Here is an 11627-nt window from a genome sequence, read left to right on the forward strand (position 1 = left end):
ACTGCCTGCCGGATGACTCGGAAGCAGGGCAATTTGCGGGTAATGATTGAGGCTTAGCGGGCTGCAACGGTTTACCCCCACCCCAAACCCACCCCCAGACCTACTTTCCGATCGCCCTCCTCTTTCCCAAAACTTTCCAGAATCAAAATCAATTCAATCTCCGTCCAATTTCCTGGAGCAGATTCAAATTTCATCCTGAGCGAGCGTGGCGATCGACGGATATCGTTTGAAACGCCTTCCTCACGCTGCATCCATTATTTCTTGCTTCGGTATAAAAAATGGTTACATCCAGATATCGTCATTCGGGTTGGGCTGGGCTAAAGCTGGCGATTGGGCTGCTGGCGGTCGGACAGACGACGATCGGGCTGCTGTTAGTAAACAATCTGGCACGAGCCGATGAGTCAGAGCATGAACCGTTTCGACGGGCGACGATGAATCGATCGATCGGATCAGATCGTGAGAGCCAGCTCGAAAATTATCAGAACCAAATACACGACATGGTCGTCGATCAAAAGCTGAAAGAATCCCCTCCTGACAGCCAACTTCGCGACCTGGCAACTCAAAATACGCTGGAACTGCTCAACCGACTGGACGGACAGCGCAAAGGACAGCTCATTCGGTTTCTGCTGGAGTCGAATCTGATTACCAGCGATGAGGCAATTATTCTGCTGGCGGGCGCAGATCTGAGCAATGCAGATTTAACGGGTTCCAGCCTGCCCAACGTAGACTTAAGCGGCGCGAATCTGAGTGAGGCAAAGCTGAGCCGCACCAATTTCAGTGGGGCAAAGCTATTTCGGGCAAATTTGGGGCGATCGGATTTGACCTTTGCCAATCTAAGCAATGCGGCTCTGTTTCGCAGCAACCTGAGCAACGCCCGCCTGTTTTTCTCGAACTTGAGCAGTGCCGATCTCAGCGGGGCAGATCTGACTTCTGCAGATGTCTCGCTTAGCAATTTAAGCAACGCTAAACTCGGCAACGCAACCCTGATTCAGGCAAATCTCTCCTATGCCAACCTCAATCGGGCAAATCTTGGAGCGGCCAAGCTGAGCGAAGCCAATCTCGCGTTTGCCACCCTGCCGCAAGCCACCCTCACCGGCGCGAATCTCAGCAGCGCAAACCTGCAAAACGCCGACCTCAGCCAGGCAAACCTGAGCGGAGCCAGCCTTCAGGGAGCGAATCTGACTGGGGCAAATCTGCGAGGTGCAAACTTAACGGGCACGAACCTGAACGGTGCAACCTTTAGAAATACAACGATGCCCGACGGCTCGATTCGCAATCAGTAGACCTGCTGGGAAAATTGCGTTTTATTCGTAACGATGGGGGCGATCGCGATCATAAGGTCTGTTACAGGAATCGAAAATTCCCTGCATCCCCCAGTCCCTCCTCCCAGCAGGGACGAAGAAAAGCAAAACGATCGAGCATGAGTCAGGTGAAGTTTAAGGTTTCTCTCTCAGGGTGGGCAAGACATTTAGGGAGAGGGCAAGCATTGATGCAGAAGGTCGAATCATTAACCTCGCAAAAATCAGCTTAGCGAGAAGACATATCCTCCGATCGCTGTTCCCAATCACTGCACGTCTCGGTTTCGACTCCGTAAGGGTGCATCCCGCAAACCAGATAATTGCCGTTGTAGGTACGTCCGTGAAAATGAAGACAGCCGCGACAGGCTTTGGGCATCGGCGGATGTCGGCGCAGGCGTTCCTGATTCATCCGTCTCAGCATCAAAACATAAGCCCTTGCCTCCGCAGCCCTGGCTTTGCGCTCTCGCTCTTCGTCAAGCAGCAGCCGCGTAGTTGTAAAGCCAAACGCACTTGAACTAACGATCGCCCCGCCAAGCTGCAAGGTGGGATTGTCAGTCTGCGCCATGAAATAAATTGTCATTCCTGCTGCAATTCCGCTCAGGATGACTTTGCCAATCATGATCCTTACTGCTTAGATACGAAGTTGATACCCGGATGAGGCGAGTAATTTTTGGAAGGTATGAATCAAATCTAATCCATCCCTTTTCTGCCGCCATATACATTTGGGGTAATTTAGAGTAGATTTTTTCTTGCTCCCTACCCCTTCTGAAAAATTGGCTCAAGAGTCTGCCGATAAGCCGTCCATGCTGCGAGTGCATCGCGATTGGACTGGGCACGAAGCTGCATCAGTGCCACACCATCCTCAAAATCAATCATGCCGTAGCGGCGATCCAGCAAGGTCGAAACCCAGTCTGCGGTGGTTTTAAGGGTTTGGCGATAGTCAGCAAAGGCAGGCTCATACTGCTGCAGATACCACAAATCCGCCACAGCATATTGGACGCGAATCACCTCGCGATCGTCATTCCGCAGCCGAGTTCCGGGAAACCGCTGTGCCTCTCGACGGTTCGACAAATGCGCCACGATATGGTCAGTTGCCGTTACGCTGGCATCGGGCGGAATCTGCGTTAGAAGCGATCGAATTGCCTGACTGTGTTCTGCCTGCCGCACTGGAGAAACATAGACCCATGGCTGAAACGAATCAGGAATTAGAAACGACAGAACCCGATTCGGGTTTGAAGTGACGGTAAACAGCAGCGACAGCGCAATGCAAAACGCCCAGAAGCGGCGAAACCTCAGCTTTCTAAATAAATCCGGGTGCTGCGTCCACCACAAAATTGCGCCATAAAACAGTCCCGGAACCAGAGTCATGGCATAGCGTAAATGCAGCGACAAAGCCGTGATGTCTTCCCGTTGCAGCAGCGTTTTGGTCATCGGCAGCCCCGCTAGCAGCCACGCACTCGGCGACAGAATCGGAATAAACGCGAGCGGCAACCACTGCCCCAGCAAATAGCGCAGCGTTCGATCGATCGGCGTTACCAGTTCCACCAGTAGCCGCCAGGGATTGCTAATAATCGCCCACAGCACTTGCAGCGTCGAGGCTTCCCGATCGCCCACAAACTGCCCAAACTGCTCGATCATAAAGCGATCGGAAATGTCCCGCGAGATCATCGGCATGATCACGTTGGTGAGCGTCACTACATAAATCACGCTCATCACACAAAGCACAATCCCGATTCGGGGAAATCGCCGATTGGCAATCCCAAAAGCCCCAATGCCAAACAGCAAAATGCCGCTATCTTCCCGCACCAGCAAAATCAGCACTGACAGCAAAGCGATCAGCCACCAGCGACGCTTTTCTAACGCCCAAAACAAGCCAAAACTGTAGAGCGGAATCTGGCAAATATCGTGAAAGTTTGCAGCCGTAGGGCTAATGACCGCGATCGCCGCATAGTAACTTCCCGCAATCCAGGCAGAAAGCTGCGGCGGGTGATAGTGCCGTGCCAGCGCATACAGCACCAGTCCGGCGAGCGTCACCAGCGTTACCTGAAGCACCGACAGGCCTGCCGGAGACGGAAACAGCGCGTACCAGGGCAACCACAGCAGCAACGCGGGCGTAAAGTGCTGCCCCAATCGTCGATAGGTTACGTCGGGCACGTCGCCCTGCATCACGGCAACCGACTCGGTAGACGACAGCGAACTTTCAAACCAGCGCCCGTGTAAGTTATTCCAGAACACCTGATTAAAGATGCCTTGGTCGAATGAAACGTAGGTTGGATAAAAATTAAAATATCGCTGTAATGCCAACCCACAGCAAACGATCCAGAAAGCGATCGCGATCATCAAAACCAGCCGCAACTGGGGTTCTTTTTGCCACAGATTTGTCTGCGGCTTTTGTTGCGACTTTTTCTGCAACTTTCTCTGCGACAGTCTTTTTCGCCACCAATTCTGCATGAACCCAATCTACATGAGAGGTTGCCAATGCTCTAGTCATTACCCTCTCATGTCTGACGCATCGAGTCCAGGGCAGAATGTCTAGAACCGGATGATTCCGTAATATGCGCCGGCTGCGATCGCCAGAAGCGTTAATACCCCGATCGAGGTGCTGACCAAAAACAGAAAAGAGGGCTTCTTCCCAAGCGGCTGCTCGCTGTCATGCAATACGCCTGCGGGTTGCTTCTGTACCGGATCTTGCTGAACTGCCATCGCTTTTTGTCCTGACGAAACATCTCCCTGATTTTCCCGCCCTGCCTAGTGAATCACATCTGGCAGCAGGACTACCTGCAAAGATAGATCTCGCTAGAAACTGATGGGGGTGGAGGGACTTGAACCCTCACGACTTTATCGGTCAACGGATTTTAAGTCCGCAGCGTCTACCATTCCGCCACACCCCCGTGGCTTACTGCGTTAAAAGTAGATTCAACAGCAGCAAATTACAGACCTTTGATTGTATCCGATCTCTTGCGATTCCAGCAGATTTTCTCACCTTCTGCAACAGACCTTCTCTGGAATCCTTGATTGGCAAGCGTGGTACTGTAAACATTTGAAACGAACTTTGAAACGATCGGAATCCAGGTCATGTCCCTTCCCCATCAAATCGTTCTGATTACCGGAGCCAGTAGCGGCATTGGTGCTGCCTGTGCAGAAGTCTTCGCGGCTGCGAACGCCCGACTGATTCTGACAGCGCGACGAGTCGATCGCCTGGAAACCCTCGCGGCAACCCTAAAGGCACAGTACGGTACTGAGGCTCACCTAATCTCGCTGGATGTGCGCGATCGTCCTCAAGTAGAAGCTGTGATTCAAGCTCTGCCGGATCCATGGAAGGCGATCGATATCCTGGTGAACAACGCAGGCTTAAGTCGGGGCTTGAGTAAACTCCAGGAGGGTGAGATTCAAGACTGGGAAGAAATGATCGATACCAACGTTAAAGGCTTGCTATACATCACTCGTGCTGTGCTTCCGGGAATGGTGCAGCGTCAGCGCGGGCACGTTATCAATATCGGCTCGGTTGCCGGACATCAGGTGTATCCCGGAGGAAATGTCTACTGCGCGACCAAAGCCGCTGTGCGATCGCTCACCGAATCTTTAAAGATTGATTTATTGGGAACACCTGTGCGAATTAGCTCAGTCGATCCGGGGATGGTCGAAACTGAGTTTAGCGAAGTGCGGTTTCGAGGCGATGCAGAAAGGGCAAAGCGCGTTTACCAGGACACAATTCCACTTACTGCCAAAGATATCGCAGACGTTGTTTTGTTTTGTGCAACCCGCCCGCCCCATGTAAATATCAGCGAAGTGCTTGTCATGCCCACTGACCAGGCAACTCCGACAATGGTGCATCGTCGATCGTGAGGATGGCTTGAAATTCAAGCGTTTTTCGCCTAAATTCTTCTAAAACCTTACACCCAAGCCTCCCTGAATCGAAGTGGCAGATTGGTTGCTGTCTCGATAGGCATCAAAGGCAATAATCGCGTTGCCAAACAGCACTAGGTTCGTATCGGGGAAGCTGTAGTCTATCCCTGGCTGAATCACAAACGAGGTCTGGTCTCCCAGCGGCGAACTGCTCTCTGCATCACCGCTCTGAAGCGCAACGCCCGCCCCAATATAAGCATCAGTATCCCAGTTGATTGGAATATCGTAAGATACGGTCGGCACAAACGCAGTGCGATCAGAAATGAGAGCCTGAGCACGAAGCGAGATCGGTGCTTCGAGCAATCGGTAACGCACTGCAATGACTGCTCCTGCCGAGCTACTTTCGCCGTTAGGTCCGCTAGAAAGTCCACCCGATGCGCCAATCCCGATATAGCTCCCGTAGGCAGCTTGGGCAGAAGCAGGCTGAGAAGTCATACAAATGCCAGCACCGATCGCCAGTCCCGCTAGGGCCGCAGTTCCAAGGCTCAGCGCAGCGCGTCCAAGATTTTGCATACTCATCAAAAATCTCCTCATTCGACCATGAATTGGCTAATTGTCCAAAATTCACATATCGCTATCCCACCAACATTAGCGCAACCCTAGATAAAAAACCACCAATTGTAGCGGAGTGAATCAGGTTAACAACGCTAAAAGCATTTCTGAACCCACGATAAAAACCTGCTGGGAGTTGAACCTTCAATCATGAGCCTTCAATCAGCAGTCATTCTGATAAGAGGGCACCGATTCGGACGTGAAAATGGATTAACTCTATCGATCCACAGTGAGTGCGATTGATTCATTCCTTGTCAAACAGGGAATAGTAAAGGCAATCTCCTTTCGATCTCATTCTCCTGTTGCACCCTTTTTCTTATGAAGCTTCTGTCGCGATCGCCCCGAAAAGGAAACTGCCTTGCATCGATTTTGCTGCTGTCTCCGCTCCTGCTGCCGCTTGTCCCAACTTCGATCGCTGCTCAAGAAAGGCAGGGGTGCTACATGATTAACGCAAGCGGACGCTTGATTGACCTGGGCGAACTTTGTCCGGTTGCCACGCCCTTTCAAACGACGGGAACGCCCCAGCTCGGAACGGGCGATATTCAGGTGACGCTTCGCTGGGCATCGTCTGACGACTTAGATTTAGCGGTGACTGACCCTAGCGGCAATACGGTCACGTATTCCAATCCTCGCGTTGCTTCAGGTGGGCAGCTTGACGTTGACGCCAATGCAGGCTGCGGCGAAATTACCCCAACTCCGATTGAAAATATTTTTTGGTTACCTGGTCAGGCAGCTCAAGGCGAATACTCGATCGCGGTTAACCTTTATCAGCGCTGTGGCTCTGGCTCAGAAGCAATTCCGTTTAACTTGACGCTGCTAGTGCAGGGCAACACGCGCACCCTGAATGGAACCGTGAATGATCAAAATCCAGTCGCAAACTTCCCCTTTGCCGTCGGAGCTGGGGCGACTCAAGCTGCAAGAGCCGCTGCCCCATCGTCACCGTAAACTCAATCAAAAAGCTCTTGTCTCGAAAATAACCTGTAAAACAATTGTGCTACTTTAGGTCAACAAATTAGAATGAGATTGAGATAACGCGGAATTGGCTTTGCTCTGCTTTAGAAGAAATCAAGGTAGAAGCAATTGAGGCAAGAAACATGATCGGTTAAACGACCAATTCAACGATCGATCAAACTACGAATCAAATCAGTGATCAAGAGAGATCAAATCAAGGGAGTGGGTATGCATCGAGCTTTTTTAATCCTGGCTTCATCGGCTCTGGCTTTCTCGATTACAGCCTGTGATTCTGGCACTCCAGAAGCCTCAACCACCGAAACAACTGTAACCCAGTCTCCTTCGCCCGTGGTTAGACCGAATCCCAGTCCCTCTCCAGCCGCCCAAAATCCGCCCGCTCCGATCGTTTTACCCGATCTGATTAGCTCTACTGACCCTAATCAGCGAGTGCAGCGTGTCGAGGGCAACCGCAACGATCCCTTCGCTCTGCTGCCAACGACCCCGACCATCCAAAGACCCACTCCTGTACCCGGTCAACCTGTCCCGGTGGGCAGAACGACTCCACCTGCCCCGCGTGTAACTCAGCCCAATCGTCCTACGGCTCAGACTCCGCGATCGCGTCAAGCTCCGCGAACCGCACAAACTCCCCAACGGCAAGGCAGCCCTAATCGCCCCGGAACGCTGGCTCCCATTCCCAACCTAACCGGACGCGCTCCCACGACTCCGATCGCCCCACCTCCACCCCAGCCCGAACTGGCAAGAGCCGTACAGGTAACAGGCGTCGTGCAAATTGGTGGTACTCCCTATGCGATCGTCACTGCCCCGAACGAGCCAACTAGCCGCTATGTGCGGGCAGGGCAACGCCTCTCAAACGGTCAAGTTCTGGTCAGACGCATCGAGATGAATACGGGCATTGAGCCAGTGGTCGTGCTGGAGCAGTTTGGTGTCGAAGTGGTGCGATCGATCGGTGAGGGCGGTGCGCCTGGTGCCGGTACAACTCCAGCGGCAGCCGTGCCAAATTCATCAGGACAGTCGGCAGGCTAGCGACCAGCCATTGATTGCCTTGCTGAACTCAATCCTGAATCCAATCCTGAATTGACTTCAGGATTTAATCCTGAATTAAATATTGTGACAGGCGATACAGTCTTCTAACCTGGCGATCGAGGAATTCCGCTAGAGTAGAAAGACTCAAGCATCTTGGTTCTGCGGTCTCTTCATCGGCTTAACCTTTGACCTTTCACAGTGATTCAGGAGTTTTGTGATGGCTGCTTCTGCACCGCCTTTTGACAGTCATTCTGATCAACAATCTAATCATCAATTTCCCTTTGAGTTTGCGCCTCATCTCACTCAAGATTCAGAATTGCTGCAGCAGCTCGATTTTTTGCCAGGGCTGAAGGAACTGTTGATGGTGCGGCAGGTTCATGCGCTAGAACACGCTACCGCCTGGGTTTTAACAGAATCCATGCCGCCCCGCCCCGCGTCTGCCCCCTTTAGCTTCTTCCCCAGCCCATCCGAAGCCGAGCAGGTCGGCGGAATGTCAACCAGCGAAGGGTTTTATCTCTACGGCAAATTTGATATTACACAATTACGTCGCGCGACCCAACGAGCACTTGAGCGGATTGTGAGCGGCGAATGGAATTTGGCAGTGCATCCTCGCTGTGGCACGAATATGTCGGTAGGAATGCTGCTCACCGCAGGGCTGGCGATCGGCACTCATTTGGTGCTGCCGCGTGAGCCGATCGGTCAACTGTTGGGACTAGGGGCAGCCACAATGACGGCAATGCAGCTTGCCCCAGAACTGGGCGGCTGGGCACAAAAGTATGTAACGACCGCAATTCCGTTTAATCTGACGATCGAAGGAATTCATTTTCTCGGTGAGCGTCAGGGCTATCCGACGCATTTTGTCCGGGTAAAGTGGATCGATCGCTAAGCCCTGATGATTGGTTGGTATTGACTAGTAAGTTGTTGGCTAGATAAGCTGCTGACTAGTAAGTTGCCGATACGGGCTGAATGTACTGAGAATTCGCACGAACATAGCAGCCGTTGCGCGTCAGCATCCAGGGATTGCCGTTGGCGACTGTGAAGGCGTTGCCTCCGCGTGTCTCTGCCAAGATCTGGTCATTCGCTCGATAAACCTGCTTAATTGCACCGTTAGGCGTCTCGCGACAGTTGAGCTGACCGTCTGAAGAAACCACACGCCAGGGAAGCCAGGTCACGGTTCCGTTAGTCTGGCTCATCCAGGTATTGGCATTTTGTGCGGTGAAGTTACCGCTGCGATCGGGACGGGGCAGGGATTCCTGAAGGCTCAGTGTGAAGGTTTGACCAATTGAGGGACAGCCCGATCCGCCTGTGACCTGCCAGGTTGCTTGTGCCCCAACGCGATTGGCGACTCCAGGCTGCTGCCGGGAAATGCGAATATTTCCAGTACAGGTAAGGTTCGTTCCGGGTCCGCTGGTGCGATCCGTAAACGTGCCGCTATAAACCGTTTGTCCGGCTCCAGCACTGGTACTGGTGATGTTCATGTCGCCCATCCACTGCCGACCTGCGCTTTCTGTGAAATAAAAGCCGCGCCGGGTCGTGTTACCGGTCTGTGTGGCTTCTTCTAAAACGATCGTGGTTTTTTTGTTACTGCTTTGATAGGTAGAGGCAGCGGCAGCAGGAATTAAATTTAGCGATGTTGTCAGACTCAGTCCGAATACAGCAATCCAGCGAGAAAGTTTCATAACTGTAGCGATCAATTTTCAGGTTTGCAAAACAAGAATCAGCCACCCGATGCAAGGAGTGAACTGAATGCTCTGAATAGAACTACAGCGATCGAGCCTGGTTTTCCAGAGCTGAAGTGATATTGGAGCTGGTTGAATGACCCGTCGATCGAGAATGCAGCTTTCAAACTTGCTTCTCACTGACCTTTAAAGCACATCGCGCTGCAAGTAAGACTGCAAGACCTCTGGAACTTTTACCGTACCGTCCGGCTGCTGATAGTTTTCCAAAATTGCCGCCATTGTGCGACCTACCGCCAGACCAGAGCCGTTTAGCGTGTGAACAAACTGCGTCCCCTTTTTGCCTGCTTCCTTAAAGCGAATATTGCCACGTCGTGCCTGAAAATCTTTGCAATTCGAGCAGCTTGAAATTTCGCGATACTTGCCAGACGAGGGCATCCACACTTCCAGGTCGTAGGTCTTTGTGGCTGAAAATCCTAAATCTCCCGTGCAGAGCTGAATGACTCGATAGGGCAGCTTCAACGCCTGCAAAATCGCCTCTGCATTTTTCAACAGCGTTTGATGTTCTTCCTCCGACGTTTCCGGCAGCACAAACTTGTACATTTCTACTTTGTCAAATTGGTGCAGCCGAATCAGTCCGCGTGTATCTCGCCCATAGCTGCCCGCTTCACGGCGAAAACAGGGCGTGTAGGCGCAAAAATGTTTGGGTAGCTCTGTCGAATCCAGAATCTCGTCACGATACAGGCTGGTAATCGGCACTTCTGCGGTAGGAATGAGCCACAGATCATCGTTCTTGCACTGGAAGCTTTCCTCGGCAAACTTAGGGAGCTGCCCCGATGCCGTCAGCGTTTCAGAATTCACCAGAAACGGCGGCAGCACTTCGGTATAGCCTGCGGCAATGTGGGTGTTGAGCATCAACTGAATCAGGGCGCGTTCCAGAGCGGCTCCTGCTCCGATCAGCGACACAAAGCGGCTCTGGGCAATGCGGGTCGATTGCTCAAAGTTGAGAATCCCCAGCTTTTCGCCAATTTCCCAATGGGGCAGAATCTCTGAATTTGTTGGCAGGTACTCATCACCCCAGCGGTACAGCTCAACGTTCTCCTCTTCGTCTTTGCCGATCGGCGTACTTGGATCGGGCAGGTTAGGAATAGTGAGAACAGTTTTCTCAAGTTCTGCCTTGATCTCGCGCTCCTGTGCTTCTAGCTCGCCGATTTGCGCCTTAAGCTGATTGCCCTCTTCTTTCAGGGCTTGGATTTCGGCATCATCCAGTTTGGCTCCAGACTTCATTTTCTGCCCGACAAGCTTGCCGATTTCATTGCTGCGTGCCTGAAGCTGCGATCGTTTCACCTCAATTTCGCGCTGCTGGCGATCAAGCGAAAGTAGGGGAGACAAATCAAACTTGCCCCGCAAACTAAGCTGTGCCTGAAACGCTTCTGGATTTTCCCGTAGCTGCTTGAGGTCGATCACAACGGCTCCTCGACAATTTCAACCGAATTACTGCCAATAAATCAGGATAGCCTGTCTTGGGCAGAACCTAAACGTTAAAGCGGAACAGCATTACATCGCCTTCTTGCACCGTGTAGTCTTTACCTTCGCTCCGTACCAAGCCTTTTTCCTTGGCAGCCCCCATCGACCCGGTCGTAACCAAATCGTTGTAAGCCACGGTTTCAGCGCGAATAAAGCCTCGCTCGAAGTCGGTGTGAATGACGCCTGCCGCTTGAGGAGCCACCATTCCGGCTTTGATTGTCCAGGCACGAGTTTCTTTAGGTCCAGTCGTGAAGTAGGTGCGAAGTCCAAGCAGATCGTAGGTGGCGCGAATCAGAGACTTTAAGCCGCCTTCCTGCACACCCAGCGATTCGAGAAATTCAGCGCGATCGGCTTCTGGCAGTTCCACCAATTCCGCTTCGACCTGAGCCGATACAACGACGACCTGAGCGTTTTCTTGCTTTGCCAGCTCCCGGACGCGATCGACCCACTCGTTACCGCTTGCCAGATCATCCTCGGAAACGTTGGCGGCATAAATCACGGGTTTGCGGGTTAGCAGTCCCAGCACTTTGATCAGCAATTCTTCTTCTTCGTTTAGTTCAACCTGACGGGCGGGTTTGCCTTCGTTCAAGACAGGAACCAGCTTTTCGAGGACGGCTAATTCTGCCTGAGCTTCTTTACTGGTGCGGGCTTGCTTGCGGACGCGATCGATCCG

12 protein-coding genes and 1 tRNA gene are annotated in these 11627 nt (G+C 52.4%); 5 read left to right on the forward strand and 8 right to left on the reverse strand.

The features are described from left to right. Positions 1–278: 278 nt before the first annotated feature. On the forward strand, positions 279–1283 hold the full coding sequence (locus H6F80_RS15605; protein ID WP_190792449.1) for a pentapeptide repeat-containing protein: 1005 nt from the start codon (positions 279–281) through the stop codon (positions 1281–1283). A gap of 244 nt (positions 1284–1527) precedes the next feature. On the opposite strand, the gene H6F80_RS15610 is transcribed toward H6F80_RS15605, so the two are convergent. From H6F80_RS15610 to H6F80_RS15625, 4 genes are all read right to left on the reverse strand, one after another. After that, positions 1528–1917, reverse strand: coding sequence for a hypothetical protein (locus tag H6F80_RS15610; RefSeq protein WP_190792450.1), 390 nt, complete (start codon positions 1915–1917; stop codon positions 1528–1530). Positions 1918–2054: 137 nt separating this feature from the next. Continuing rightward, positions 2055–3710 carry a DUF2079 domain-containing protein gene (locus tag H6F80_RS15615; protein ID WP_242067391.1) on the reverse strand — a complete coding sequence of 552 codons (1656 nt, stop codon included), beginning with the start codon at positions 3708–3710 and terminating at the stop codon, positions 2055–2057. Between the two features lie 120 nt (positions 3711–3830). Next, positions 3831–4001 (reverse strand): hypothetical protein, encoded by a 171-nt coding sequence (locus H6F80_RS15620; RefSeq protein WP_190792452.1) that lies wholly within the window; start codon positions 3999–4001, stop codon positions 3831–3833. A 104-nt stretch (positions 4002–4105) separates the two neighbouring features. Continuing rightward, positions 4106–4189 (reverse strand) — tRNA-Leu (locus H6F80_RS15625). A gap of 184 nt (positions 4190–4373) precedes the next feature. Between H6F80_RS15625 and H6F80_RS15630 the strand changes: the two genes are divergently transcribed. After that, positions 4374–5144 carry an SDR family oxidoreductase gene (locus tag H6F80_RS15630; protein WP_190792453.1) on the forward strand — a complete coding sequence of 257 codons (771 nt, stop codon included), beginning with the start codon at positions 4374–4376 and terminating at the stop codon, positions 5142–5144. A gap of 39 nt (positions 5145–5183) precedes the next feature. Here the strand turns inward: H6F80_RS15630 and H6F80_RS15635 are convergent, their stop codons facing one another. Continuing rightward, complete coding sequence (locus tag H6F80_RS15635; protein ID WP_199296606.1) at positions 5184–5723, reverse strand: hypothetical protein; 540 nt, start codon at positions 5721–5723, stop codon at positions 5184–5186. 351 nt (positions 5724–6074) lie between these two features. Between H6F80_RS15635 and H6F80_RS15640 the strand changes: the two genes are divergently transcribed. The 3 genes from H6F80_RS15640 (at position 6075) to H6F80_RS15650 (ending at position 8637) form a co-directional block, all read left to right on the forward strand. Further along, positions 6075–6701: a DUF2135 domain-containing protein gene (locus tag H6F80_RS15640; RefSeq protein WP_190792454.1), complete on the forward strand. Its 627-nt coding sequence runs from the start codon at positions 6075–6077 to the stop codon at positions 6699–6701. A 234-nt stretch (positions 6702–6935) separates the two neighbouring features. Beyond that, a complete protein-coding gene (locus H6F80_RS15645) occupies positions 6936–7751 on the forward strand; it encodes a hypothetical protein (protein ID WP_190792455.1) in 816 nt (271 codons plus the stop codon). Positions 7752–7968: 217 nt separating this feature from the next. Then, on the forward strand, positions 7969–8637 hold the full coding sequence (locus H6F80_RS15650; RefSeq protein WP_190792456.1) for a DUF6391 domain-containing protein: 669 nt from the start codon (positions 7969–7971) through the stop codon (positions 8635–8637). A gap of 55 nt (positions 8638–8692) precedes the next feature. On the opposite strand, the gene H6F80_RS15655 is transcribed toward H6F80_RS15650, so the two are convergent. From H6F80_RS15655 to H6F80_RS15665, 3 genes are all read right to left on the reverse strand, one after another. Beyond that, positions 8693–9430, reverse strand: coding sequence for a hypothetical protein (locus H6F80_RS15655; RefSeq protein WP_190792457.1), 738 nt, complete (start codon positions 9428–9430; stop codon positions 8693–8695). Between the two features lie 186 nt (positions 9431–9616). Beyond that, on the reverse strand, positions 9617–10894 hold the full coding sequence (gene serS, locus H6F80_RS15660; protein ID WP_190792458.1) for a serine--tRNA ligase: 1278 nt from the start codon (positions 10892–10894) through the stop codon (positions 9617–9619). Positions 10895–10961: 67 nt separating this feature from the next. Further along, positions 10962–11627 (reverse strand): DUF933 domain-containing protein (locus H6F80_RS15665; RefSeq protein WP_190792459.1); only part of this gene is annotated, 666 nt, incomplete at its 5' end.

The sequence above is a fragment of the Leptolyngbya sp. FACHB-711 genome, assembly GCF_014695615.1.
Classification (GTDB): Bacteria; Cyanobacteriota; Cyanobacteriia; order Elainellales; family Elainellaceae; genus Leptolyngbya_A.

Excerpts from the sequence above, each read along its gene's own strand:
- H6F80_RS15605 (WP_190792449.1), top strand. The coding sequence starts at position 279 with ATGGTTACATCCAGATATCGTCATTCGGGTTGGGCTGGGCTAAAGCTG.
- H6F80_RS15610 (WP_190792450.1), bottom strand. The coding sequence starts at position 1,917 with ATGATTGGCAAAGTCATCCTGAGCGGAATTGCAGCAGGAATGACAATT.
- H6F80_RS15620 (WP_190792452.1), bottom strand. The coding sequence starts at position 4,001 with ATGGCAGTTCAGCAAGATCCGGTACAGAAGCAACCCGCAGGCGTATTG.
- H6F80_RS15630 (WP_190792453.1), top strand. The coding sequence starts at position 4,374 with ATGTCCCTTCCCCATCAAATCGTTCTGATTACCGGAGCCAGTAGCGGC.
- H6F80_RS15635 (WP_199296606.1), bottom strand. The coding sequence starts at position 5,723 with ATGAGTATGCAAAATCTTGGACGCGCTGCGCTGAGCCTTGGAACTGCG.
- H6F80_RS15640 (WP_190792454.1), top strand. The coding sequence starts at position 6,075 with ATGAAGCTTCTGTCGCGATCGCCCCGAAAAGGAAACTGCCTTGCATCG.
- H6F80_RS15645 (WP_190792455.1), top strand. The coding sequence starts at position 6,936 with ATGCATCGAGCTTTTTTAATCCTGGCTTCATCGGCTCTGGCTTTCTCG.
- H6F80_RS15650 (WP_190792456.1), top strand. The coding sequence starts at position 7,969 with ATGGCTGCTTCTGCACCGCCTTTTGACAGTCATTCTGATCAACAATCT.
- H6F80_RS15655 (WP_190792457.1), bottom strand. The coding sequence starts at position 9,430 with ATGAAACTTTCTCGCTGGATTGCTGTATTCGGACTGAGTCTGACAACA.